This is a genomic window from Brevundimonas sp. TWP2-3-4b2 (assembly GCF_049897345.1).
Taxonomy (GTDB): Bacteria; Pseudomonadota; Alphaproteobacteria; order Caulobacterales; family Caulobacteraceae; genus Brevundimonas.
Genome location: NZ_JAFCWB010000007.1, coordinates 28966 through 53343, shown reverse-complemented (window position 1 = coordinate 53343; position 24378 = coordinate 28966). Strand labels below are relative to the sequence as shown.

Genomic DNA, 24378 nt, shown 5'->3' with positions numbered 1-24378 from the left:
CGGCCTGGGCGGTGGCGGCGGCCTGTTCATGGGCCGCCTGGTCGCGGCGCGCCTGTTCGGCGGCGGCGGTCTCGGCACGCTGGGCCTGGGCCTGGGTCGCCAGTTCGATGGCGCGGCGGTGAGCGCGCCTATTCCGACCGGCCCGCTCCGGCCCGTCCGGCGGGTCCCGCCGGTCGTCCGGCCGAGCCCGTCCGCTATTCGGCCCTGACCCCGCGCCCCGCGCCCGGCGCCGCCCGTCCGGGCCCGCGCACCGGCCCCGGGGGTCGCCCGACCCCGAACGCGCCACCGGCCGAGGCTAATGTCCTGCGCCCGGCTCGTGCGCCCGGCGGCGGCTTCGCCAAGCCGCTGAAGCCCGAGGACGATCGCGACAAGCGTTTCTCGGACGCCGGCAAGGCCGTCAGCCGCACGCGCGGCGAACCCAAGCGCCGCGAAGGCCGCCTGACCATCCAGTCGGTCGCCGGCGACGGCGACACCGCCGAGCGGATGCGCTCGCTGGCCTCGGTCCGCCGTGCCCGCGAACGCGAGAAGGAAAAGCGCAAGGGCGGCTCGACCGACGCGCCCAAGACCGCGCGTGAAGTCGTCATTCCCGACATCATCACCGTGCAGGAACTGTCCAACCGGATGGCCGTGCGCGGCGTCGACATCGTCAAATTCCTGATGCGTCAGGGCCTGATGATGAAGATCACCGACGTGATCGACACCGACACCGCCGAACTGGTGGCCGATGAATTCGGCATGACCGTTCGCCGCGTCTCGGAATCCGACGTCGAGACGGGCTTCCTGTCCGACGCGATCGACGACGAGGCGACCACGCCCCGCGCGCCGGTCGTGGCCATCATGGGCCACGTCGACCACGGCAAGACCAGCCTGCTGGACGCCCTGCGCACCACCGACGTCGCTTCGGGCGAGGCCGGCGGTATCACCCAGCATATCGGCGCCTATCAGGTCCGCCTGCCGAACGATGCCCGCGTCACCTTCCTCGACACGCCCGGCCACGCCGCCTTCTCGGCGATGCGGGCGCGCGGCGCCAATGTGACGGACATCGTGGTTCTGGTCGTGGCCGCCGACGACGGCGTCATGCCCCAGACGGTCGAGGCTATCCAGCACGCCAAGGCGGCCGGGGCCCCGATCATCGTGGCGGTGAACAAGGTCGACAAGCCCGGCGCCAACCCGCTGAAGGTCGTCAATGAACTGCTGCAGTACGAGGTCATCGCCGAAAGCCTGGGTGGCGACACCCAGATCATCGAGGTGTCGGCCAAGGAGCGGACCAACCTGAACGGTCTGATCGACGCCATTCTGGTGCAGGCCGAGGTCATGGACCTGAAGGCTGATCCCGAACGCTCCTCGGAAGGCGTGGTCATCGAGGCCAAGCTGGACAAGGGCCGCGGCCCGGTCGCGACCGTCCTGGTCAAGCGCGGCACGCTGAAGCGCGGCGACATCGTCGTGGCCGGTTCGGCCTGGGGCAAGGTTCGCGCCCTGCTGAACGAACGCAACGAACAGCTGACCGAAGCCGGTCCGTCGGTGCCGGTCGAGATTCTGGGTCTGGACGAAGCGCCCAGCCCCGGGGATCCGTTCGCCGTGGTCGAGAACGAGGCCCGCGCCCGCGAGCTGACCGAATACCGTGACCGCATCAAGCGCGAGAAGGCCACGGGCGGCATCAACCAGGTCAGCCTGGTCGACATGATGTCCAAGCTGCAGTCCAAGAAGGTCTCGGAACTGCCGGTCATCATCAAGGCCGACGTGCAGGGCTCCGCCGAGGCCATCGTCGGCTCGCTCGACAAGATGGGCAACGAGGAGGTCCGCGCGCGCACCGTCATGTCGGGCGCCGGCGGTATCACCGAGAGCGACGTCCAGCTGGCCAAGTCGGCCGGCGCGCCGATCCTGGGCTTCAACGTCCGTGCCTCGAAACAGGCCCGCGACCTGGCCGAGCGCGAGGGTGTCGAGATCCGCTACTATGCGATCATCTACGACCTGCTGGACGACATGAAGGGCGTGCTGTCCGGCATGCTGGCCCCGCTGCAACGCGAAACCTTCCTCGGCAACGCCGCCGTGCTGCAGGTCTTCGACATCTCCAAGACCGGCAAGATCGCCGGTTGCCGGGTGTCCGAGGGCGTCGTCCGCAAGGGTGCCAAGGTCCGGATCATCCGCGACGATGTGGTGGTTCTGGAACTGGGCACGCTCACGACGCTCAAACGCTTCAAGGACGAGGTCAACGAGGTCCCGTCGGGCCAGGAGTGCGGCATGCATTTCCAGGGCTTCCAGGACATCAAGGCCGGCGACTACATCGAGTGCTTCACGGTCGAAGAGATCAAGCGCACGCTCGACTAGGGCGCGTCGGATCGATGAAACCAAAGCGAAGGCGGCGCGTGAGCGCCGCCTTTTCGCCTTAACTGTCGGAGATCAGATCGCATGCGCCGTTTCCTGATCGCCGTCCTGACCCTGTCCGCCCTCACCCAGTTTGTCTGGGCCGGTCCGGCCTCGGCCGAGACGCGCTATCTCGCCTACAACGCCTCCGACCGGATCACCCAGGCCCTGACCCGGAGCATCACCCTGGAGGCAGAACGCGGGTTGTTCGGTGCCATCAGCGTGCGCCGGATCCTGTCTTTTTCCCGGGGTGGTTCGGCCGAGGTTCGTCGCGGCGGCCCTGACGCCGTAAGGCGCGCCCTTCCGGCCGGGTCTCCGGAAACGGCCGTCTATGCGATCGCGCCCGAGGGCGGTGGCCGGGCGCTGGGGCGCGCCCTCTGCCCCGGCTCGGACGAGACCTGGATGGTTCTGGGGCGCGTCAGGCTGGCCCGGCCGCTGACCGTCCACGCCGTGGGACGATGGCCGGACGGGACCTATCGGCACTGTGTGGAGCTGTCCTACGACTGGCGCGGCGAATGGACGGTTCCGCCGGCCGGCGGCGTCGCGGACGAACCGAACGCGCCTGTCGCGCGATAGCCGTTCACCTCTTCGTCCGGCCTCGCTAAGGTTGCGGCGATGCCTGCCGCCACCCTGCCTCGACAGACCGGACTGAAACGCCTCGCAGGCGGGCTGGCCTTCGTCTGTCTGGTGCTGTTCCTGCTGGCCATCGACAATCGCCAGGCCGTCGGGGCCTGGCGTGCCATCCGGGACGACGCTGCCCCCGCCGCCGGTCAGATGGCCGCCCAGGTCGCGGACTGGGCGGGGCGTCTGCCTGCCGGCACATCCGAGGGCCTGTCCGGTCTGAAGGCGGCGGTCCAGACCGAGCCCCGGACAGCGACGGCGGCCCCGACGGATGTGATCCTGACCGGTGAGTTCCAGCCTGCCGACGATGCAACACGAGAAGCCACGGGCAGCGTCGCCTTTGTCGGTGCCGAGGTCCGGTTCGAGACCGGCGAGGTCTTCCGCACCCGGCCGCTCAGGATCGCGGCCGCGCGCGAGGCTTTTGTCGCAGGGCAGACCTTTGCCGACAGGCTGGATGCGCCCGGTGATGCCCAGATCGAACTGCGCCGGATCGTGCCGACGGGGCGGCGGCCGGTTCCGGTTTCGACGCTCTGCGGAGGCGTGCAGCCCGGCGTGGTCGCCCTGCTGTATCGGGGCGACCGGGTCGATCTGATGGTGTTTCGGGTTCGGACGGTCGTGGGACCGGATGCGCCCGTCACGGCCCTGTGCGGCGTCTGGCGCTTCCGCGGGCGATGAAGCGCCGCCGGGACTCGTGGGGCCTGAAGCGTTTTGCGGCCGTCGCCATCCTCGCGACGATCGCGGCCCTGTGGACATGGACGGCGCCGGGGGACCCTGGGCGCTGGCCTGCCCGCGTCGACGCGGGCGGTGTCGAGGCCAGTGTCGAGGTCCATCTGCTGGACAACGGGTTCCACACCGACCTCGCGGTTCCCCGTCGGGCGCTTGAGGCGCGGCCCGGTCTACTGGCGGACGCCGTGCGCGGTCTGGCCCCGGGAGGCTGGGTCCTGATCGGTTGGGGCGACGCAAAATTCTACGTGGATCAGCGCCCGATGGAGAGCCGCCTTGCGGACGGACTCCGCGCCTTCTTCATGCCCGGCAACGCCTCGGTGATCATGCTGGACCCGGTCCGGAACGATCCGCGCACCGCCTACGCCCTCGAGAGCCGCCGCACTGTTCGACTTTCGGCGGCGGGCTTCGACGCCATGGCCGACCATATCGAGGGCTCGCTGGCGCTGAATGGCGGGAAGGCGCGGCTGGTGGTCGCGCGTCCCGGCGACGATGCGCGTTTCTTCGCCAGCCACGAACATTTCTGGATCGGGCATCTGTGCAATCACTGGAGCGCGGGGGTGCTGAACGCCGCGGGCCTGCCGGTGCGGCCGCTTCGGTCGGTGACATCGGCCGAGGTGATGGCCACGATTGACCGCGCCGAATTGGACACCGCGCGCTCACGGGACTAGACCCCGCCCTCTTTCAATTTCGCCGCGCCCGGAAGGTTTCGCTTTCCGAGCCGCTGCGACATCGCTTCCAGGCCGGGTCCGATCCCCGGCGGGCGACGAGGACAAGACGATGAGCAACCGCAAACCCAAAAAGCCCGCCGCCAAGGCCGGAACCGTCAGCCAGCGTCAGCTGCGCGCCTCGGAAATGATCCGCCACGCCCTGGTGGAGGTCATGCGCGAGAACGAAATCCGCGACGACGCCCTGACCGGCGTGTCGGTGACCGTCACCGAGGTGAGGCTGTCGCCGGACCTGAAGCACGCCACCTGTTTCGTCGAGCCGCTGGGTGCCGGCGTCGACACGGCGCCGGTCGCGGGCCATATCAACGCGATCGTCAAGGCGCTGAACGTCCACGCCAAATTCCTGCGCGGGGCCCTGGGGCGGCATATCGAGATGCGCTTCACCCCCGACCTGCGCTTCCGCCACGACGAAAGCTTCGCCGCCGCCGAACGCCTGAACCGGCTGCTGGACGACCCCCGCGTGCGCGCCGATGTCTATGTCTCGCCCTTTGAGGATGACGACGCGGACGACAGCGACAGGCCGGACGGCCCTCAGGCAGCGCAACACGCGACAGGGCCAAAGGACGAGTCCTGATGGGTCGCCGCAAGAAGGGCGAGATCGTCAACGGCTGGATCTGTCTCGACAAGCCGTTCAGCATGGGCTCGACCGAGGCGGTCTCCAAGGTGCGCCGGCTGTTCGACGCGCAGAAGGCGGGGCACGCCGGGACGCTGGATCCGCTGGCCAGCGGGATCCTGCCGATCGCGCTGGGCGAGGCGACCAAGACGGTGCCCTTCATGATGGAGGCGCAGAAGGTCTATCGCTTCACCATCAACTGGGGCGTTTCGACCGACAGCCTCGACCGCGAGGGCGAGATCACCGCCCGCTCGGACGTGCGGCCCGACGTCGAGGCCGTGCGCGCGGCGCTGCCGGCCTTTGTCGGCGAGATCGATCAGGTGCCGCCGCAGTTCAGCGCCATCAAGGTCGACGGCCAGCGGGCCTATGATCTGGCCCGCGAGGGTGCCGAGTTCGAGCTGGCCAGCCGCCGGGTGATGATCCACGAGGCGGCCGTCACCGATGCGCCGGACGCGGACCATGTCGAGATTACCATGCGGACCGGCAAGGGGGTCTATGTGCGCTCGCTGGCGCGCGACCTTGCGGCGCTGCTGGGGGCCGAGGGGCATGTTTCCGCCTTGCGACGCGAGCGGGTCGGGCCGTTCTCGACGGAAAACGCCGTCACGCTGGATTTCCTGACCGATCTGGTGCATAGGGACGCCGCCTCGGAAGGCTTGCTTCCCGTCGCGACCGCCCTGGACGACATCCCGGAGCTGGCCGTGACGGATCAGGACGCCTTCTCGCTTCGTCAGGGACGACCGATCGTTCTGCTCCCCCGACAGGTCGAAACGCTCAAAGGCCGCCTTCGGGACGGCTCCAGAACCGTTTCAGCCTTCCAGGGACAGACCCTCGTCGCTCTCGGTCAGTTGCGGGCCGGCCGGCTAGAACCCGACCGCGTTTTTAACCTCCTTTAGGAGCTCCCCCGATGTCGATTACTGCTGAACGCAAGAACGAAGTCATCGCCGATAACGCCCGCACCGCCGGCGACACCGGCTCGGCCGAGGTTCAGGTCGCGATCCTGTCGGAACGCATCGCCAACCTCACCGAACACTTCAAGACCCACAAGAAGGACAACCACTCGCGCCGCGGCCTGCTCAAGATGGTCTCGCAGCGTCGTCGCCTTCTGGACCACCTGTCGAAGGTCGATCGCGAGCGTTACACCGCCCTGATCGGCAAGCTGAACCTGCGCCGCTAAGCGCAGGGGTTGTGGAGGGGCCCGTTCGCGGGCCCTTTTTCTATTCCGCTCATCCCGGCAAATGCCGGGACCCAGATCACAGACTCGATCTTCCGAGGCTGGCGATCTCCATCTGGATCCCGGCCTTCGCCGGGATGCACGGTGAATACAAGGATGCGGAAGCATCCGCATGACGCGAGGGCCATACCGGTCCTCTTCTTCCCGGGCGGTTCGCGATGGCGCGGACGCCCATGGACCGAAGGACTGAACGCCCGACGCTCCACCCACTGATGGGACCCCGCGCGGAATCCGCCCGCGGGATACGAAAGACGAAACATGTTCGATATCAAACGCAAGACGATCGACTGGGCCGGCCGCCCGCTGACGCTGGAAACGGGCCGTATCGCCCGTCAGGCCGACGGCGCCGTTCTGGCCACCTACGGCGAGACCGTCGTCCTCGCCACCGTCGTCTACGGTCGCGCGCCCAAGCCGGGCCTGGATTTCTTCCCGCTGACCGTCAACTACCAGGAAAAGACCTTCGCCGCGGGCAAGATCCCCGGTGGCTATTTCAAGCGTGAAGGCCGTCCGACCGAGAAGGAGACGCTGGTCTCCCGCCTGATCGACCGCCCGATCCGCCCGCTGTTCGTCAAGGGTTTCAAGAACGAGACCCAGGTCGTCGTCACCGTGCTGCAGCACGACATGGAGAACGACCCCGACATCGTCGGCCTGGTCGCCGCCTCGGCCGCCCTGACGATCTCGGGCGTGCCCTTCATGGGCCCGATCGGCGCCGCGCGCGTCGGCTATATCGACGGCGAATACGTTCTGAACCCGACCCTGGACCAGCTGCCCGAGAGCCAGCTCGACCTCGTCGTCGCCGGCACCCAGGACGCCCTGATGATGGTCGAATCCGAAGCCAAGGAGCTGTCGGAAGAGATCATGCTGAACGCCCTGATGTTCGCGCATCGCGGCATGCAGCCGGTGATCGAGGCCATCATCGAAATGGCCGAACACGCCGCCAAGGAGCCGTTCGACTTCCAGGCCGAGGATCACTCGGCGGTCGTCACCGCGATCCAGAAGCTGGTCGGCAAGGACATCAAGTCGGCCTATACCCACGCCGGCAAATACGAGCGCCGCAACGGCGTCGACGTGGCCAAGAAGGCCGCCGCCGCCAAGCTGGTGAAGACCGACGAGAACCCGGACGGCGTCGATTCCGCCAAGTTCGGCGCGGCCTTCAAGGAATGCGAAGCCCACGTCCTGCGTCGCGACATCATCGACAACGGCCACCGCGTCGACGGTCGTGCGCTCGACAAGGTCCGCGACATCGTCTCGGAAGTCGGCGTCTTCCCGCGCACCCACGGTTCGGCCCTGTTCACCCGCGGTGAAACCCAGGCCATCGTGGTCGCCACCCTGGGCACCGGCGAGGACGAGCAGTACGTCGACGCCCTGTCGGGGACCTACAAGGAGAAATTCCTTCTCCACTATAACTTCCCTCCCTATTCGGTCGGCGAGACCGGACGTATGGGCGGCGCGGGCCGTCGGGAAATCGGTCACGGCAAGCTGGCCTGGCGGGCGATCCGCCCGATGCTGCCGAGCTCGGAAGACTTCCCCTACACCATCCGCATCGTGTCCGAGATCACCGAGTCCAACGGCTCGTCCTCGATGGCGTCGGTCTGCGGCGCCTCGCTGGCGCTGATGGACGCGGGCGTGCCGCTGAAGCGTCCCGTCTCGGGCATCGCCATGGGCCTGATCCTCGAGCCGTCGGGCGAGTTCGCCATCCTGTCCGACATCCTGGGTGACGAGGATCACCTCGGCGACATGGACTTCAAGGTGGCCGGCACGCGCGAGGGCATTACGTCCCTGCAGATGGACATCAAGGTCGCGGGCATCACCGAAGAGATCATGCGCAAGGCGATCGCCCAGGCTTCGGCCGGCCGTCTGCACATCCTCGACGAGATGGACAAGGCCATCGACGGCGCCCGCACCGAACTGGGTGAGTACGCGCCGAAGATCGAATCCATCAAGGTTCCGACCGACAAGATCCGCGACATCATCGGCACCGGCGGCAAGATCATCCGCGAGATCGTCGAAAAGACCGGCGCCAAGATCAACATCGACGACGACGGCACGGTCAAGATCGCCGCCTCGGACCAGGAAAAGATCGACGCCGCCAAGGCCTGGATCATGTCGATCGTGTCCGAGCCCGAGCCCGGCACCATCTACTCCGGCAAGGTCGTCAAGGTCGTCGACTTCGGCGCCTTCGTGAACTTCTTCGGGGCCAAGGACGGCCTGGTCCACGTGTCCCAGATCAGCCTGGAACGCGTCGCCAACCCGGCCGACGTCCTGAGCGAAGGCCAGGAGGTCAAGGTCAAATTCCTGGGCATGGACGATCGCGGCAAGACCAAGCTGTCGATGAAGGTCGTCGATCAGGAAACCGGTGAGGACATCACCGACAGGATCAACGCCGAGCGCGCCGAACGCGGTGAACCGGCCCTGTCGGACGACACCGGCGGCCGTCCCAAGCGTGAAGGCAGCGGTGGCGGCGATCGCGATCGCGGTCGCAGCCGTCGCTAGAACGCGGCGACAACGCTGAATGAAGGGGGCCCCGGTGGAAACACCGGGGCCTTTTTCAGACTCCGCCTGGACTGAAAATGGGGTCTGAATCGTCTGAATCGTCTGAAATCCTGCCCGGGGTTGCCCGTCACCGTGAGGGGGTGGGGCAGTCTGGCACGGCCGCCAGGTGCGGCGGGTTCAGGACGCTGGTGATGGGGGGAGGGTGTGCGGGATCAAGGGGTTGGGCGGGCGGAATAGTCTGGCTGGGGGTGGATGAAGCGGCGAATTGCCCCCGGAAAGTCGGCCCTCAGCCTTTCGCGCGAGGACGACGGCTGACGCCGCCGTGCGCTCAAGCCCTCTCTCAACGGGAGAGGGGCGTGACAGGGGCGCGAACCCTCGCCATTCTAGGGGTCCGGGAAGAGGGGGGCGTCATGGCGATCGAGGGTCGACGGGACTGGTTCTTTCCTGCGCTGGCGCTGGCGATTTCGCTGACGGCGTTCGCCGGGTTCGCCTTCACCTATCTGGGCCCGCTGGCCACGGGGACCTATGCCCCGGTGTCCTGGGCGGTTCATGCGCACGGGATCGTCTATCTGGTCTGGTGTGCCCTGCTGCCGGTGCAGGCGACGCTGGCCCGGCGGGCCTTCGCCGTGCACCGGGCGCTGGGGGCGGGCAGCCTGCTGCTGGTCGCGGCCATGGGCTTCACCGGCTTTCTGGTGGTCGGGGTCAAAGTGCAGCAAGCGCTGCTGGGCCAGGGCGCGCCCTTCTGGAAATCGTTCGGGGTGCCGATCGCGGCGGGTCTGGTGCTGTTCCTCGGCTTCTATATCGCGGCGCTGCTGAATCGCGGGCGGCCGGAGTGGCACAAACGGCTGATGATCAGCGCGGCCGCGACGGTGATCGCGGCGGGGACCTAACGGCTGTGGGTCGGGGCCTTCGGCTTCAACGACTGGGCCATGCCCGCCGCCATCGTCACGACCAAGCTGTTCATCGTGGCGGGGATGATCCACGATTTCGCGACCCGGCGTTCGGTGCATCCGGCCTGGTGGGTCGGGCTCGGGGTGTCGGTTACGGTCGAAGTCGCCAGCCTGATGGTTCCGGGCACACTGTTCGAACCGCCCATTGCCCGCGCCATTGCCAGCTTCGCCGACGTGTTCGGCTGGATGTACTGATTTCAGGACCCTTCTCCCATTGGGTGGAGGAGGCTCGCATGCGAGCCGACGACGGGTGGCCCGGAGGGCCGGATGAGGGTCGGGCGGTTGAAGCGGCGAAGCCGCCTCCGGACAGTCGACCCTCACCCTTTCGCGCCAGAACGACGGCTATGCCGCCGTGCGCTCAAGCCCTCTCAGATCGGGCGAGTGCGCGGCTGTTCGAGGGACACACGCACTGCACGATCTTTCCGTGCGAGGCGTGGAGGTGATGCCGCGGTTGGGGGTTAGGAGGCGTAAGCCTCAAGCCGCCATCAGAGGCAAATCCTTCCACTCCGCACTAGCAGGACGGACGTGAGAGGTGACTTGCGACAGGAGAGCAAGCGACTCCGAGGGCCAATCACTGAGGTTCTCGACAACCGCCTCTCGGGGCCACTCAGGCTGCGCCCGCTGGACGTCCGAAAACTTGGTATGCGCAAAGGCCACCGACGGCGGGGCGGGACTAATGATCTCAAACAGTGCGATCCGACCGTCACTGAGCTTCACACCAAAATCGAAGTCATACTGGCTGCTGCTTGCTCCGAGCACCGCGACTTTCGATTGGACCATCGGCGAGGAATAGGCACGTTCCAGCTTGTCTTTGACCACCTCGAACAGCGCTCGCTCACGGAGCCTCACCGACCGATCCAACATCTGGGTGGCCCAAGCACGTGAGGCCTCGGCAACCAACGCCATAGCGGTGACGAGATTCTGCGCGCCGACGTCGTCAGCGACGAAAGCATCGCCTTCAAAACGAATGCCGGACTGTTCTGCGATCGCCTCAGCCCGTCGGCGGTCACCGGGACGCATGTGGTGAACACCCTCATCCAGCACGGCTGAACGGCCCAAACCATCATCCGAGACGCGGAAGCCGCCGCTTCGATTAGGGGCTATCGCGAGGTTGATAACCTCACCACTCGGAAACAGTGTGGTTGTGGGTACGCGAATGAGGCCGTCGGCGAACCAAGGTTGCTGGCTACCAGTGATCGCGTCTCTCAGGACTTCGTATTGGTCTGACACTAGAAAAGTTCCGGCCGATGAGGCGGGGGCGGAATGCTCCCTACAATATTGCATCTCTCGAGGAAGAACATCATCGCTGCGTCGAAATCGGTCATAGCCGGTTCCACGCGATGTCCATCGTACCGCTCGCGAGGCTGCCGTTGGCGGGGCCAACGTCGGTTTAACTCCCAAGGATAGAAGCGTGTCACATCGGCAGGCAGTCGGCTCCCGCGGAGATCGCGGGGCAAATCGGTTCTCAGCGAGTTAATGTGCTCCGCCTTAGGCCTAAAGCTCAGTCTCTGAATTGGATCGCCAGCAGCCACCAGCACCAAGCTCGCGGATTGGCGCTGTGTTCGGATTGTAGCGTTGCCTCGAACTTCCAGCCCGCTGACGGCGACTTCGTCGAGCAATAGCGGCACTACCAACAGGGCGCGACCGCTGCTCGTCGGATCCTCACGCCAACTGGGCTGACCCCCAACAACTTTGGTTGAAGCGAGGAGGCGATCGATTTCATCGAGCGAAAGCATCTCCCAACATCACGTGGATTTTCGAGTCGCGTAAGCCCTAGATTGTTTGCCGCTCCCTAATGCACCCGCGCCTTCCCGATCTCCAGCCCCTCTGCCCCCGCTGACACCGCGATCACGCTCCCGTCCTCGATCTCGCCGGCCAGCAGTTTGCGGGCGATCGGGTCGACGAGGTCCTTCTGGATGACGCGCTTGAGGGGCCGCGCGCCGTAGACCGGGTCGTAGCCCTTGTCGGCCAGCCAGGCGGCGGCGCTGTCGTCCAGCGACAGGGTCAGGCGGCGGTCGGCGAGCAGCTTTTCGAAGCGGGAAAGCTGTATACGGACGATCCCCGACATCTGGTCGCGGCCGAGCCGGCGGAACAGGATGATCTCGTCGATGCGGTTGAGGAATTCGGGACGGAAATGGCCGCGGACCTGTTCCATGACATAGGGGCGGACGCTCTCGACGTCGTCGCCCTCACCCTGACCGGCCAGGGCTTCGGAGCCGAGGTTGCTGGTCATGATGATCAGGGTGTTCTTGAAGTCGATGACGCGGCCCTGGCCGTCGGTCAGGCGGCCGTCGTCCAGCACCTGGAGCAGGACGTTGAAGACGTCGGGGTGGGCCTTTTCGACCTCGTCGAACAGGATCACCTGATAAGGCCGTCTACGGACGGCTTCGGTCAGGGCCCCGCCCTCGTCATAGCCGACATAGCCGGGAGGGGCGCCGATCAGGCGGGAGACGCTGTGCTTCTCCATATATTCGGACATGTCCATGCGGGTGATGGCGGCCTCGTCGTCGAACAGGAAGGCGGCCAAGGCCTTGGTCAGTTCGGTCTTGCCGACGCCCGTGGGGCCGAGGAAGAGGAAGCTGCCCAGCGGACGGTTGGGGTCATTGAGGCCGGCGCGGGCGCGGCGCACGGCATCGGAGACGGCCTCGAGCGCGGCGTCCTGACCGACCACGCGACCGCGCAGGGCATCCTCCATCTTGAGCAGTTTCTCGCGCTCGCCCTCCAGCATCTTGTCGACCGGGACGCCGGTCCAGCGGCTGACGACCTGGGCGATCTGTTCGGCGTCGACGACCTCGGGCGTAAGAGGCCCCTTGCCGTCGGATTCGGCGGCCTCGGCCTCGGCCAGCTGTTTCTCGATCTGGGGGATCTGGCCATAGGCGATCTCTGACGCGCGGCCGAGGTCGCCGGCGCGCTGGACGGCGGCCAGTTCGGCGCGCAGGCGGTCGAGGGTTTCGCGCAGCTGCGCCCCCTGGCCGACCTTTTCCTTTTCCGACTTCCAGCGGGCGGTCAGGTCTTCGGACTGGCCCTCGAGATCGGCGATCTCGTCCTCAAGTTTCTCAAGACGCGCCACTGAAGCCTTGTCGGTCTCCTTCTTCAGGGCCTCGCGTTCTATCTTGAGCTGGACCGTGCGGCGGTCGATCTCGTCCAGGGCCTCGGGCTTGGAATCGACGGCCATGCGGACGCGGGAGCCCGCCTCGTCGATCAGGTCGATGGCCTTGTCGGGCAGGAAGCGGTCGGTGATGTAGCGGTTCGACAGGGTGGCGGCGGCGACGATGGCGCTGTCGGAAATCCGCACCCCGTGGTGGACCTCGTATTTTTCCTTCAGTCCACGGAGGATCGACACCGTGTCCTCGACCGAGGGCTCGTCGATGAAGACCGATTGGAAGCGCCGGGCCAGGGCCGCGTCCTTCTCGATGTATTTGCGGTACTCGTCGAGGGTGGTGGCGCCGACGCAGTGCAGCTCGCCGCGCGCGAGGGCGGGCTTGAGCAGGTTGGAGGCGTCCATGGCCCCGTCGCCCTTGCCGGCCCCGACCAGGGTGTGCATCTCGTCGATGAACAGGATGATGCCGCCCTCGGCCGCGGTGACCTCGGCCAGCACGGCCTTGAGCCGCTCCTCGAACTCGCCGCGGTATTTGGCGCCGGCGATCAGCGAGCCCATGTCGAGCGCCATGACGACCTTGTCGCGCAGGCTCTCGGGCACGTCGCCGTTGACGATGCGCAGGGCCAGACCCTCGACGATGGCGGTCTTGCCGACGCCGGGCTCGCCGATCAGGACGGGGTTGTTCTTGGTCCGGCGGGCGAGGACCTGGATGGTGCGGCGGATCTCCTCGTCGCGGCCGATGACCGGATCGATCTTGCCGTCGCGGGCGGCGAGGGTCAGGTCGCGGGCATAGCGTTTGAGGGCGTCATAGGCATCCTCGGCCCCGGCGCTGTCGGCGGTCTTGCCCTTGCGGACATCGGCGATGGCGGCGTCCAGCTTGTCGGGCGTGGCGCCGACGGATTTCAGCACTTCCGCGGCCACACCGCCTTCACGCGCGATGGCGGAGAGGATGCGTTCGGTGGTGACGAAGGCGTCGCCGGCCTTTTTCGAGGCGGCCTCGGCGGTCGAGAAGACGCGGGCGGTGTCGCCGTCCAGATAGAGCTGGCCCGAGCCGCCCGAGACCTGGGCGCGCTTCTTGAGGGCGGTCTCGGTGGCGGTCTCGGCGCGCGCGGCGTCGCCGCCGGCGGCGGTGATCAGGTTGCGGGCCAGGCCGTCGCGCTCTTCCAGCAGCACCTTGAGCAGGTGTTCGGGGGCGAACTGCTGGTGCCGCCGGGCGAGGGCCAGCGACTGGGCGGACTGGACGGCCTGTTTGGCGCGGTCGGAGTAGAGGTCGAGATTCACGGTGCATCCCCTGATGGCGGATCATGCCGACGCGCCCTCTGATGCAAGCAACGCGCCGTGCGGCTGCAGCTCAGGTGGGTGTGACCGAAACGCCACGCAAGGGGGCGGCTGGGGGGCCGACCGAAGCCGGCGGAATCATCCGCCGGTGGTCGGGGCCGTGAAGTCGAACTGCTCCGGCCGTCGCTGGCCACCCCCGAAATTCCAGGTCAGGCCGATGAAGGCCGCCCGACCGCCGAACACCTGGTCCGTGGTGTCGGTGAAGGTGGGGGTGGCGATGGTGGTCCTCGACCCGAAATCATCGAAGGCGTCGCGGACCGTCACATTGAGCGACCAGGAGGCGCTGAGCTTGCGGCGATAGCCGAGGTTGACCAGGGTCGACTGCTCCCGCGAGCCCTGGGCCAGAAGTTGCTCGCCGCCCCAGATGCCCGCCACCTGAAAGAAATCCTTCTGCGTCGGGGTCCAGTTCAGCGTCAGCCGGCCCGAGACGCTCTGGCCGGAGCTGTCGACGGTGCCGACCAGACCGGCGGCGTCGATCTCCTGCCGGAAGACGTTCAGACTGGCGTTGTAGCGCAGGGTCGGATGCAGGGCCCCGCTGGCCACCAGTTCCAGCCCCGTCGAGGTGTTGGCCCCGAGGTTTTCGGGCCGCGTCAGGAAGACGCCGCCGCCCAGATCGCTGGTGACCGGGGTAAAGGCGTCGCGCGTGTCTCGGTAATAGAGGGTGGCCTGGTAGAAGGTCTGCTGCTGGCGATAACCCCAGATCAGCTCCAGCGCGTCGGTCTCCTGCGGCAGCAGGGTGGCGTTGCCGGAGCGAAGGTTGAGGTTGTCCTGATAGGTCAGGAAGGGGTTCAGATCTCCGGGGCCGGGGCGCTGGATACGACGGCCATAGCTGGCGCGCAGGGTCTGGGCCTCGCTCAGTTGGTACGAGACGTTCAGGGTCGGATAGGCGCGGAAATAGTCCTGCGACGACTGGATGTTGGTGGTGACTTGGTCGAGCTCGAGATCCGCCTGTTCGAGGCGCAGGCCGAACTGGGCCGTGACCTTCGCGCCGAAGGGCCGCTCATAGGTGGCGTAGAGGGCGTGGACCGTCTGATCGACGTGAAACTCGTTGGACACCGTGGGGTCGGGGACCAGGGTCGTCGGCGAGGGGCCGCGCGCGAAGGCGTTGTCCAGTTCCAGTCCGATGGTCTGAAGCTCATAGCCGAGGCGCAGCCTGGCCCCGTTGGCCATCGGCCGCACATAGGCGCTGGTGAAGCCGATCTGGTCCTGGCGGGTCCGGTTGTCGACCAGTTCGTTGAACGGGGCGGCCACGGGGATCAGCTGGTCGGCGAAGGTCGCGAAGCCGAAGCTGAAGCGGTTGCGGTCGTAGCGAAGCTCGTTGGACCATTCATGGCCCTGGGTGTCGAAGCGGCGCAGGACGCGGGCCGTGGCTCCGGAGAACTGGCCCTGGAAGCCGCCGCCCGAGGCACGACGATAGGCCGAGGCGATCCCGCCCCCGGCCGCGTCGGCCGCGTACAGGTCGATGGCGTCGGCAAAGCTGTCGACATCGGTGTGGCGGGCCTCGCCGACCAGCTGGGTTTTGGCGTCCAGATTATGCTCGACCGCCAGGCGGACGAAGGCGCTGTCGGAATCGCCCTCGACATCTTGGGTCTGGCGGGCCTCGAGAAACTGGCCGGAGCCGGCGTCGAACCGCGTCCGCAGACGGGTGAGTTCCTGCAGGAAGGCGTCGTGGCGCAGGCCGACGTCGGCCGAGACGGTGGTGGGGCCGTTCACATGGGCGACGCTGCCGCCGAAATTATAGCGGCCGCTGTCGCCGATATTGGCGCGCAGCGAGCCGGTCGTGGTCTGTCCGGGACGAACGGTCGTCGGTTTGGAGATCAGGTTGATCACCCCGCCCGAGCCCTCGGGGCTGTAGGCGGCGGACGGGTTGGTCAGGATTTCGATACGGGCGTACTGGGAGGCGGGAATCTGCTGCACCAGCTGGCCCCGGCTGGGACCGTTGAACTGGCTGGCGGGCCGGCCGTCGACCAGGATGGTGACGTTGGAATCGCCGCGCAGGCTGACATTGCCGTCGGGATCGACTTCGACCGAGGGGATGTTGCGCAGGGCCTCGGCCAGGGTGCCGGTCGCAGCCTGCAGGTCATTGGCGAGGCTGTAGCTGGTGCCCTCGCTGGAGGTGCGGACATCATTGGGCCGGGCGGTGACGACCACGTCGCCGAGCGTGCTGGCCTCGGCGGGCTTTTCGGCACCCTCGGCCGGGGTCTGTTGCTGCGGGGCGGCCGTGGCCGGAGCCGGAGCCGGCGTCCTCGACTGCGGCGGGGCGGCAGGGGCGGGGGTTTGGGCGAAGGCTGCGCCCGACGAGGTCGCGAGGGCCGTGCCGACCAGCAGCAGGAAGCGGATGGAAGTCATGAGGTGCGCCCCCTGCGCGTGGTCGGGCGGTTCAGCCCGTCAAGTTTCCTTTCCATACCGGTCGCCCGGAGCCGGAGCGAGTTACATCTTCTTCATTACGCCGCCTTCAGAATCGGTCACGTTTCCGCCGCCAACTGGCGGTCGTCCCGCACGGGGACGACGGTGGGTGGCCGGGGGCCGTCTCTGGTCTTCCCGCCGGGCAGGCGATAGGTCGGGAGACTGACCTTCGTGGTCCCTGGAGCGCCCGCTTGATTCCCCACACAGCCTGGCCCGTCGATCCCGCCGTCATCGCCCCCTTTCTGCTGGCCGTGGCCCTGATCGAGCTGACGCCCGGGCCGAACATGGGCTGGCTGGCTCTGGTGTCGCTGGCGCGCGGGCGGCCGGCCGGATTTGCCGCGGTGGCGGGGGTGACGGTCGGGCTGGCGGCATGGATGCTGGCGGCCGCGTTCGGTCTGACGCAGGTGCTGCTGATCTGGCCGCCGCTGTTCCAGCTGATCCGCTGGGCGGGGGTGATCTTTCTGCTGTGGCTGGCGTGGGAGGCCTGGCGCGGCGACGGCGACCCGGCCGCCGCGGAGCGGGACGAGAGGCAGACGTTGCGGGGCCTGTTCCTGCGCGGAATGACGGGCAATCTGCTGAACCCCAAGGCGGCGGTCTTCTATGTCGCCCTGCTGCCGACCTTCATGCGCCCGGATCATGGATCGGTCCTGAAGCAGGCCCTGACCCTGGGTGGACTGCATCTGGGTGTGGCAGTGGCGGTTCACGCCCTGATCGTGCTGGGCGCGGCGAGGGTCAGCGGCGCGGTTCTGGCGCACGCCCGTGGGCGCGTCCTGCGCGGCATCATGGCCGGGGGCATTGTGGCGGTGGCCCTGTGGATGGCCTGGGAAACGCGGGCCTGAGTCGAGGGGTGAGGCGGCGATGGACAGGGTCCGCGCGGGCGGGCTAGCGTTCGCGCCCAACCCTGTCCGGAGTGCCTGCCATGTCCATCCGTCTGACCCGCCGATCGGCCCTGTTCGCCTCCGCAGGTCTGGGCGGCACCGCGGCGCTGCTGCCTTCGGTCGGCTGGGCGCAGGCGGCCAATGACAGCGCGACGCTGGCGGATCAGGTCGACGCCTATGTGAAACGGGTCATGGCGGGCTTCCCCGACCAGCCGGCGGTGTCGGTGGCACTGGTCAAGGACGGGCAGGCCGTGCTGACGCGCGGCTATGGGGTGCGGTCGGTCGGCGGGGCGGCCGTGGACGAACACACCCTGTTCGCCATCGCCTCGAACACCAAGGCGGTGACCTGCGCGGCGCTGGCCATCCTGATCGACGAGGGCAGGGTGAAGTGGGACGCGCCCGTGCGGACCTATCTGCCCGGCTTCTCGCTGTCCAAGCCCGAGCTGAACGACATGGTCACGGTGCGCGATCTGGTCAGCCACCGGATCGGCTTCGGCCTCGGCGCCGGCGACCTTCTGTTCTGGCCCAACAGCGACCGGACGCGGGCCGAGATCATGGCCGCCGTGCCGCATGTGCCGATCGAGGACACGTTCCGGACCACCTACCACTACTGCAATCTGATGTTTGTGGTGGCGGGCGAGGTGGTGGCGGCGGCCTCAGGGATGGCGTGGGAGGATTTCGTCCAGACACGGATTCTGGACCGGCTGGGCATGACCGAAACCCTGCCGCTGATGACCGGGGCCGACCCCGCGAAGTCGGCCCTGCCGCACGGCCGCGTCGGACCGCCGCTGCGGTATCAGGGGGCGATGCAGACCATCGGCCAGTCGATCCAGGAGGTCTGGAACTGGTCGTCGGCGGGGGCGGCCGGCGGTTTCGTCACCACGCCGGTCGACTGGGCCAAATGGATCGCGGTGCAGCTGGCGCGGGGCGAACTGCCGGACGGGTCACGGCTGTATTCAGAAGCCCGTGCCAACGAGATGTGGCGGCCCAACATCCTGATCTCCAACTCGGCCGGGCCGACGGCGGAACTGCCGGGGCGGGCCATCGCCTCGACCTATGCCACCGGCTGGCAGGTTCAGGACTATCGGGGCGAGCGGATGATCACCCACGGCGGCGGGGCTCCCGGCTATGTCTCCGGCACGGTGCTGATCCCCGGGCGCAATGCGGGTTTCTCCTATTTCACCAATGCCGAAGAGAGCTTCCTGACCCGGGCCCTGCGCAGTGGCATTACCGACATCGTCATGGGCAAGGCCGGATTCGACTGGGTCGCGGACGGGGTGCGGCTGAAGGCCGTGGGGGATGCGAAATCGATCGAGGCGGCGGCGGAGATCGATGCGAAACAGGCCGCGGGCGCGCCGCCGTCCCTGCCGCTGGCGGCCTATGCCGGGACATGGCGCGATCCCTGGTATGGTGACATCGTCATCGAAAGCCGCACGACCGGGCGGGGCCGCAACCGCAAGACCGGCCTGTGGCTGGCCTTCAGCCGCACCCCGGCGCTGGACGGGCCGGTCGAGGCCTATGACGGCGAGACGATGCGGACGCGGTTCACCGACAGGCGGGAAGAGGACCTGTTGATCACCTTCACCCTGGCGGCCGGGGCGCCGGTCTCGGCGACGATGAAGGCGCTGAGTCCGGACGCAGACTTCTCGTACGACTATCAGGACCTGAGGCTGACCAGGGTCTGAGACGTCAGCGCGCTCTCGGGTCCAGCAAGATGCCAGACACCGTCGCCGCCAGCAGGCGGGGGGCCAGCGGCAGGCGCGCGACCTTGCCGAGCGCATGGTCGCGGACCCAGGGCAGCAGGCGGCCGTCGGCCTGGTAGAAGGGCGTGAAGCCGAGCGACAGCGCCTGATACAGCCGGACATGCCAGCGCCGCGCGCGGGCATAGGCCGCAAGCGCATCGCCGAGGTCGCGATGCTGCGTCAGGGCGTTGGCGAGGGCCTGGGCGTCCAGAAGGCCCATGTTCACCCCCTGACCCAGCTGGGGGCTGGTCGAATGGGCGGCATCGCCCAGAACGGCCAGCCGGTCGTCGACCGGACGGGCCAGGGTGTGGTGGCCGTAGGCGGCCAGGGTCATCTGCTCGCGGTCGGTGATGGCGTCCATGACCGGTGCCAGTTCGGGCCACAGGCGCAGGCAGTGATCCTTCCAGGTGCCCAGACCCAGGGCGTACCAGTCGGGCCAGATCTCGGTCTTCAGGCTCCAGAAGAAGGTCGCCATGGGCGCAGCCGGCGCGCCGGGGAGGGTGCCGCAGGGCAGGACCCCCAGCATCCGCGTCGCCCCCAGATAGACCTGTTGCAGGGCGGTCGGATCGAACGGCGCGCCGGGCCAGGGAACGGTGGTCCAGAGCGCGCCCCAGGCGAGGTCGCGGCGTTCGGCCCCCAGACTCGTGGCGATGGGCGAGCGCGCGCCCGAGGCGTCGATGACGAGGTTGAAGGCGGCGCTGCGGCGACCGGCGCTGTCGACCAGATGGCCCGCGTCGGCGGCGACAATCTCACGCCCCGTTTCGAAGTCGACGCCGGCCTCGATACAGGCGTCGTGAAGGATGGCGAACATGGCGGCGCGGTGGATGCCGATGGCCTGCCGCGGCTGTTTGAGGTCGCTGTAGCGGACGTCCAGAACCACGCGGCCCCGACGCGCCTCGCGGCCGAAGATGTGATCGATGGGTTGGCCGCAGGCCTCGACGGCGAGCGTCAGGCCCAGCCGGTCGAGGACGTGCAGGCCGGTGGGCTGGAGCATGAAGCCGGCCCCGACGGGGCGGGGCGTCTCGAACCGCTCGTGGATCATGACGCGGCGACCCTGCCGGGCCAGCATCAGGGCGACCGCGAGGCCGGTGGGTCCGGCCCCGATCACGGCGATGTCGGTGGCGCGGGCGCGACGCGGCGGGGATGGAATGTCGAGCGACTGCTCCCGGGCGCGCCGTGTTTTCCGGACGTTCGGGACCTCCCGATCCGACGGAAGGTCTTTCTTGAGAGGCCGCGGTCGTCGGCCCTTCGGGACCTCCCGATCCGACGCGGCCTCTTCTTTCAGGAGCCGCGGTCGTCGGCCTTTCGGGATTTCTTGATCCATAGCCTGACCGCGGGCTGACCGAAGGTCCGACCGGGGACCGGTCGGGGTAACGGCCTTCTTCGCCCGGGGTTTGCGGGGTTTCGGAGGCGGCTTGTCCGTCACGCGGGGATGAGTTCGATCACGTCGAGATTGGACTCGGCCTGGGGCCAGGGCAGGACGAGGCGCCAGCGGCGGTCACCGATCCGCTCCAGCACGGCGATCAGGTCGCGGTCGGGGCGCTGGCCATAGGAGTTGGCGGCGGGCTCCTCGGCGAGGGCCAGTGAGCCGAGCATGACCATCTGGCGGTCATTCTCGGGGAACAGCAGGCCCGACGGGCGCTGACTGCCGGTCAGTTTGGAGAATTTCAGGCCGCGCGGGGTCTGTTCGATCCGGCAGCCGAACCAGCCGTAGACGACATAGCCGAGACCCTCTTCGCCGCCCTGGGAGCCGAGTTTGACGGTGCGGCAGCGATAGTCGCCCGGTGGCGGAGTCACCGGCGCGCGGCGGATGGCGGGGTCGATCAGGTCGCCGACGGCGCGCAGGTCGCCCGAGCCGGTCTGGCGGCGCGCCTGCTGCAGGGCCAGTGACCAGGCGGCATCGCGGCGGGCGTAGCGGTCACGGTCGGTCGAGGTGACGATGCCGCGCCAGTCGCGCAGGGTCGCGCTTGATACCGACGGCGGGGGCGGGGGCGGCGGGGCACTGGCGCAGGCGGTCAGGGTCAGCGCCGCAAGGGCAAGCAGGGCCGGGGATCGCGACAGGCGGGACATGGGCGCTCCGGTTCGGGTCGGGCGCTCTTTGGGCCAGTCCGCGAAGGCGGCGTCAAGCGCGCCTTCGCGGCTGGGGCGGATCAGTCCTCGGCGGGGGCCTCGACCTTGCGACGCGGGGCGCGGCGCTTGGGAGCCGGCGTTTCTTCGGCGGCAGCTTCGGCCAGTGCCGGGGCCGGAGTTGTCGGGGCCGGAGCCGTTGAACGGGTCAGGAAGCCGGGCAGGGCCGAGGGACCGTCTTCGGTCGCCACGCCGGCGTCGCGACGCGGGCGGCGCTCGGCGCGTTCGGCGCGCTCCGGGCGCTCGGCGCGGGCGGGACGTTCCGTGCGTTCGGTCGGTTCGACGCGGGCCTCGGCCGGCTCGTCGGCGGCCGGGACCGGTGCATCGCCGTCGGCCTGGGACTCGCTCCCTTCGCGGTCGAAGCGGGCCCCGCGCTCAAGCTGGCGGCGCTCCCAACGTTCGCGGCGGGTTTCGCGGCGGCTGCCGTCGGCATTGGTCGTGGCCTCGCCTTCGGGACGGGGCTCGCGAGGTTCGCGCGGTTCGCGGTCGGGGCGGGGCTGGTCGTCGCGGTCGCGCCATTCGCGGCGCGGCTGTTCCGACTGGCGGTCGTTGGGGCGGTCGCTCGGACGGTCGTTGAAGCGATCGTTCTGGCGCTCTTCGTTTTCGCGCTGGCGGGCCTCGATCAGGGCAACACGGTCGGCCTCGACCTTTTCGGCGGCCATGATGGCGGCGGCCTGGGCCCCGGTCTCGTCCTCGAAATCGATGTCGAAGCCCTGGCCGGCCAGCTCGCGCTGGGCGATCTCGCTGACCGGGCGCGAGGGCTGCAAGGCGCGCAGGACGCGGAAATAGTGTTCGGCGTGCTGGGTGTAGTTTTCGGCCAGGACGCGGTCGCCGGCGGCCGAGGCGTCGCGCGCCAGCTGCATGTAGCGCTCATAGACGGTCTGGGCGTTGCCGCGGACCTTGATGTTCTCGGGGCCCTGGGAGTCCCAGGACCGGTTCGGATTGGTGGCGTTGGCGTTGTTATTGCCCTGGCCGCCGCTCCCGGGCTTCCTGTTGCGTCCGCGCTGACGCTTCATGCCCTTGAAATCTCTCATCGGACGCTACCGTGCTTTGTTTGAGGGACGATCCCGGGCGGAGGGCCTCGGGTGCTGTCCGTTGGGTCGTTCCGCTTCGTTCCGGGGCCAATCCCCGCTGACGATGTGATCGGAAATACGTATCTCCCCGTGGTCCGCCCGGCCGATCTGGCCAGACCTTCACATGCCCTGAGCGCGCGTGGATGGGCCAGACGCGGACCAACGCGTGCGTTTTGGGTCGGAGACAGACGAAGACTTAGCGCGGGCCGGGCCGGTTTCCAAGGGGATTGTTTGGCGCACCTACATCTTCGGAATGGGGTTGGTCCGGGGGTCCGGGCCGTTGGTGACCACGCGGTCGCGGTCGGACAGGTCCTTGACGACGATGACGCCCTCGAAGCCCGCCGCCTCGAACAGGGCCTTGACCTGCGGGCCCTGGTCCCAGCCGATCTCGACGGCGAAGATCCCGTCGGGGCGCAGGATGCGGCGGATCTCGGGGGCCAGTTCGCGGTAGGCGGTCAGGCCGTCGGGGCCGCCGTCCAGCGCCAGATGCGGGTCATGCTCGCGGACCTCGGGGTCGAGGCCCGGGATGTCACCGGAGGGGATGTAGGGCGGGTTGGACACCACCAGGTCGAAGCTGTGGTCGCCGAAGCCGGCGGCCCATTCGGTACGCAGGAAGGTCGCGCGATTGTCGAGTTCGAGGTTGGTCGCATTTTCTTTCGCCACCGCCAGGGCCTCGAACGAGATGTCGGTGCCGACGCCGCGCGCCCCGGCCCGTTCGGCCAGGGTGGCCAGCAGGATGGCACCGGAGCCGGTGCCGAGGTCGATCATCTCGAAGACCTTGTGCGGCGGATAGGCCAGCATGACGACGTCGAGGATGGCCTCGGTGTCCGGGCGGGGGCTGAGGACGTCGGGGGTGACGTTCAGCATGATCTTCCAGAAGCCCTTCTTCCCCAGGATGCGTGACACGGGCTCGCGGCGCAGGCGGCGCGCGACAAAGCCGTCCAGCTGGACCTGCTGATCGTCGGTGAGGATGCGATAGGGGTCGGTCAGGATGTCGGTGCGGGACGCGCCGGTCGCCACCTCGAGCAGCAGGCGGGCGTCGATCGAGGGGCTGTCGATCCGGCCGGCCTTGAGGGTGGCGGTGGCGGCCTTCCAGGCGGCGACGAGTGTCGGGGCGGGGGTCTGTTCGGTCATGTCATCTCCAGGCGGTCGCCGACGCGGACGCGTCCGCCGGAAGCGATCGTTGCATACAGGCCGCACCAGCGGTGGCCATACTGTTCGAACAGCGCCGGGACCAGATCGAAATCGCGCGTGGCGGTGTGCGGATCGACGTGGGTGGCGGCACAGCGGACGATGGGTTTCACCCCGGTCAGACGCGCGGAACCGAGGGTCAGTTCGCGGTCGGTGCCGTCGTTCTCGATCCAGGCGGGCCAGCCCTCGATCCAGACGTTGGCGCGGAACCGCAGGGGATCGACCGGCCGCCCGACGCGGGCCTCGAAATCGCGCACGCTGGCGAGGTTGAGGATCGAGAGCCGGCCGAGCGGGTGATCCATGAACCGGTGGTCCAGCCCCTCGGCCGAGACCAGTTTCAGCGGGCCGGAAACCGCATCGCCCAGAACGCCGGCCAGCCAGGCCTCGAACGTGGCGCGGTCGGCGGGGTCGTCGACGGCGATCGCCAGCGCGGGGTGATGCCCGGCGGCAACGTGCAGGACGCGGGCGGCCTCGTCCCAGCGGGTGCGTACGCCGGCCACCTCGGCGGTCCGCATCAGGACCGTGAATTTCTGCTTGGGCAGGTGTTCCGGCGTGGCGCGGTCGAATCCGGAGGGGCCGTCCTCGACGGCGAACATCCGGTCGCCGGGGAACCAGCCGCCGGCCGGCAGGTCGACGGCCTCGAGGGGTTCGGGTGTGAAGCCCTTGACCGGATGTCGCCACAGGGCGGTGACGACGCCGGTCGGGGTTTGAATCGCGGGGGCGGGCATGGTCCAGTCCTGCCGGAGCGGTGATATCGGCGCAAGCCGCCGGAACGCCCGTACCGTGGAGCCGTTGACGCG

The 24378-nt window shown here is 68.3% G+C and carries 20 protein-coding genes; 12 read left to right on the top strand and 8 right to left on the bottom strand.

What is annotated here, in order from left to right; translation table 11 throughout:
- From infB to ACP7AS_RS12270, 10 genes are all read left to right on the top strand, one after another.
- Positions 1-2328 (top strand): translation initiation factor IF-2 (gene infB, locus ACP7AS_RS12315; RefSeq protein WP_426029155.1); only part of this gene is annotated, 2328 nt, incomplete at its 5' end.
- Between the two features lie 81 nt (positions 2329-2409).
- Complete coding sequence (locus tag ACP7AS_RS12310) at positions 2410-2940, top strand: hypothetical protein (protein WP_426029154.1); 531 nt, start codon at positions 2410-2412, stop codon at positions 2938-2940.
- 39 nt (positions 2941-2979) lie between these two features.
- A complete protein-coding gene (locus ACP7AS_RS12305) occupies positions 2980-3660 on the top strand; it encodes a hypothetical protein (protein ID WP_426029153.1) in 681 nt (226 codons plus the stop codon).
- Positions 3657-4379 carry a DUF2459 domain-containing protein gene (locus ACP7AS_RS12300; protein WP_426029152.1) on the top strand — a complete coding sequence of 241 codons (723 nt, stop codon included), beginning with the start codon at positions 3657-3659 and terminating at the stop codon, positions 4377-4379. Before ACP7AS_RS12305 ends, ACP7AS_RS12300 begins: the two co-directional genes overlap by 4 nt.
- 109 nt (positions 4380-4488) lie before the next feature.
- Positions 4489-5010 carry a 30S ribosome-binding factor RbfA gene (gene rbfA, locus ACP7AS_RS12295; protein ID WP_426029151.1) on the top strand — a complete coding sequence of 174 codons (522 nt, stop codon included), beginning with the start codon at positions 4489-4491 and terminating at the stop codon, positions 5008-5010.
- The gene (gene truB, locus ACP7AS_RS12290; RefSeq protein ID WP_426029150.1) at positions 5010-5942 is read left to right on the top strand and encodes a tRNA pseudouridine(55) synthase TruB; all 933 of its coding nucleotides are present in this window, start codon (positions 5010-5012) and stop codon (positions 5940-5942) included. Before rbfA ends, truB begins: the two co-directional genes overlap by 1 nt.
- An 11-nt stretch (positions 5943-5953) precedes the next feature.
- Entirely contained in the window at positions 5954-6223 is a 270-nt protein-coding gene (gene rpsO / locus ACP7AS_RS12285) for a 30S ribosomal protein S15 (RefSeq protein WP_055831653.1), read from the top strand.
- Between the two features lie 315 nt (positions 6224-6538).
- Entirely contained in the window at positions 6539-8773 is a 2235-nt protein-coding gene (gene pnp / locus ACP7AS_RS12280) for a polyribonucleotide nucleotidyltransferase (RefSeq protein WP_426029149.1), read from the top strand.
- A 410-nt stretch (positions 8774-9183) separates the two neighbouring features.
- Positions 9184-9663 carry a hypothetical protein gene (locus tag ACP7AS_RS12275; RefSeq protein WP_426029148.1) on the top strand — a complete coding sequence of 160 codons (480 nt, stop codon included), beginning with the start codon at positions 9184-9186 and terminating at the stop codon, positions 9661-9663.
- A gap of 39 nt (positions 9664-9702) precedes the next feature.
- Entirely contained in the window at positions 9703-9918 is a 216-nt protein-coding gene (locus ACP7AS_RS12270) for a hypothetical protein (RefSeq protein WP_426029147.1), read from the top strand.
- A gap of 279 nt (positions 9919-10197) precedes the next feature.
- On the opposite strand, the gene ACP7AS_RS12265 is transcribed toward ACP7AS_RS12270, so the two are convergent.
- The 3 genes from ACP7AS_RS12265 to ACP7AS_RS12255 all read right to left on the bottom strand — a co-directional run bounded on the left by ACP7AS_RS12265 (position 10198) and on the right by ACP7AS_RS12255 (position 16510).
- On the bottom strand, positions 10198-10953 hold the full coding sequence (locus ACP7AS_RS12265; protein WP_426029146.1) for a hypothetical protein: 756 nt from the start codon (positions 10951-10953) through the stop codon (positions 10198-10200).
- 562 nt (positions 10954-11515) lie between these two features.
- Positions 11516-14104 carry an ATP-dependent chaperone ClpB gene (gene clpB, locus ACP7AS_RS12260; RefSeq protein ID WP_426029145.1) on the bottom strand — a complete coding sequence of 863 codons (2589 nt, stop codon included), beginning with the start codon at positions 14102-14104 and terminating at the stop codon, positions 11516-11518.
- A gap of 135 nt (positions 14105-14239) precedes the next feature.
- Positions 14240-16510 carry a TonB-dependent receptor domain-containing protein gene (locus ACP7AS_RS12255; RefSeq protein ID WP_426029144.1) on the bottom strand — a complete coding sequence of 757 codons (2271 nt, stop codon included), beginning with the start codon at positions 16508-16510 and terminating at the stop codon, positions 14240-14242.
- A gap of 248 nt (positions 16511-16758) precedes the next feature.
- Here ACP7AS_RS12255 and ACP7AS_RS12250 point away from each other — a divergent pair, with 248 nt between their 5' ends.
- On the top strand, positions 16759-17406 hold the full coding sequence (locus tag ACP7AS_RS12250) for a LysE family translocator (protein ID WP_426029143.1): 648 nt from the start codon (positions 16759-16761) through the stop codon (positions 17404-17406).
- 80 nt (positions 17407-17486) lie between these two features.
- Positions 17487-19130 (top strand): serine hydrolase, encoded by a 1644-nt coding sequence (locus tag ACP7AS_RS12245; RefSeq protein WP_426029142.1) that lies wholly within the window; start codon positions 17487-17489, stop codon positions 19128-19130.
- A gap of 4 nt (positions 19131-19134) precedes the next feature.
- Here ACP7AS_RS12245 and ACP7AS_RS12240 read toward each other — a convergent pair whose 3' ends face one another.
- From ACP7AS_RS12240 to ACP7AS_RS12220, 5 genes are all read right to left on the bottom strand, one after another.
- Positions 19135-20295, bottom strand: a complete 1161-nt coding sequence (locus ACP7AS_RS12240; RefSeq protein ID WP_426029141.1) for an FAD-dependent oxidoreductase — start codon at positions 20293-20295, stop codon at positions 19135-19137.
- 314 nt (positions 20296-20609) lie between these two features.
- Positions 20610-21257 carry a DUF4893 domain-containing protein gene (locus ACP7AS_RS12235; protein ID WP_426029140.1) on the bottom strand — a complete coding sequence of 216 codons (648 nt, stop codon included), beginning with the start codon at positions 21255-21257 and terminating at the stop codon, positions 20610-20612.
- 80 nt (positions 21258-21337) lie between these two features.
- Positions 21338-22348 (bottom strand): DUF4167 domain-containing protein, encoded by a 1011-nt coding sequence (locus ACP7AS_RS12230; protein WP_426029139.1) that lies wholly within the window; start codon positions 22346-22348, stop codon positions 21338-21340.
- Between the two features lie 279 nt (positions 22349-22627).
- Positions 22628-23521: a peptide chain release factor N(5)-glutamine methyltransferase gene (gene prmC / locus ACP7AS_RS12225; RefSeq protein ID WP_426029138.1), complete on the bottom strand. Its 894-nt coding sequence runs from the start codon at positions 23519-23521 to the stop codon at positions 22628-22630.
- Complete coding sequence (locus tag ACP7AS_RS12220) at positions 23518-24306, bottom strand: MOSC domain-containing protein (protein ID WP_426029137.1); 789 nt, start codon at positions 24304-24306, stop codon at positions 23518-23520. Before ACP7AS_RS12220 ends, prmC begins: the two co-directional genes overlap by 4 nt.
- Positions 24307-24378: the final 72 nt, after the last annotated feature.

Excerpts from the sequence above, each read along its gene's own strand:
- ACP7AS_RS12255 (WP_426029144.1), bottom strand. The coding sequence starts at position 16,510 with ATGACTTCCATCCGCTTCCTGCTGCTGGTCGGCACGGCCCTCGCGACC.
- ACP7AS_RS12235 (WP_426029140.1), bottom strand. The coding sequence starts at position 21,257 with ATGTCCCGCCTGTCGCGATCCCCGGCCCTGCTTGCCCTTGCGGCGCTG.
- ACP7AS_RS12300 (WP_426029152.1), top strand. The coding sequence starts at position 3,657 with ATGAAGCGCCGCCGGGACTCGTGGGGCCTGAAGCGTTTTGCGGCCGTC.
- ACP7AS_RS12310 (WP_426029154.1), top strand. The coding sequence starts at position 2,410 with ATGCGCCGTTTCCTGATCGCCGTCCTGACCCTGTCCGCCCTCACCCAG.
- prmC (WP_426029138.1), bottom strand. The coding sequence starts at position 23,521 with ATGACCGAACAGACCCCCGCCCCGACACTCGTCGCCGCCTGGAAGGCC.
- truB (WP_426029150.1), top strand. The coding sequence starts at position 5,010 with ATGGGTCGCCGCAAGAAGGGCGAGATCGTCAACGGCTGGATCTGTCTC.
- pnp (WP_426029149.1), top strand. The coding sequence starts at position 6,539 with ATGTTCGATATCAAACGCAAGACGATCGACTGGGCCGGCCGCCCGCTG.
- rbfA (WP_426029151.1), top strand. The coding sequence starts at position 4,489 with ATGAGCAACCGCAAACCCAAAAAGCCCGCCGCCAAGGCCGGAACCGTC.
- rpsO (WP_055831653.1), top strand. The coding sequence starts at position 5,954 with ATGTCGATTACTGCTGAACGCAAGAACGAAGTCATCGCCGATAACGCC.
- ACP7AS_RS12270 (WP_426029147.1), top strand. The coding sequence starts at position 9,703 with ATGCCCGCCGCCATCGTCACGACCAAGCTGTTCATCGTGGCGGGGATG.
- ACP7AS_RS12230 (WP_426029139.1), bottom strand. The coding sequence starts at position 22,348 with ATGAGAGATTTCAAGGGCATGAAGCGTCAGCGCGGACGCAACAGGAAG.
- ACP7AS_RS12245 (WP_426029142.1), top strand. The coding sequence starts at position 17,487 with ATGTCCATCCGTCTGACCCGCCGATCGGCCCTGTTCGCCTCCGCAGGT.
- ACP7AS_RS12305 (WP_426029153.1), top strand. The coding sequence starts at position 2,980 with ATGCCTGCCGCCACCCTGCCTCGACAGACCGGACTGAAACGCCTCGCA.
- ACP7AS_RS12220 (WP_426029137.1), bottom strand. The coding sequence starts at position 24,306 with ATGCCCGCCCCCGCGATTCAAACCCCGACCGGCGTCGTCACCGCCCTG.
- ACP7AS_RS12275 (WP_426029148.1), top strand. The coding sequence starts at position 9,184 with ATGGCGATCGAGGGTCGACGGGACTGGTTCTTTCCTGCGCTGGCGCTG.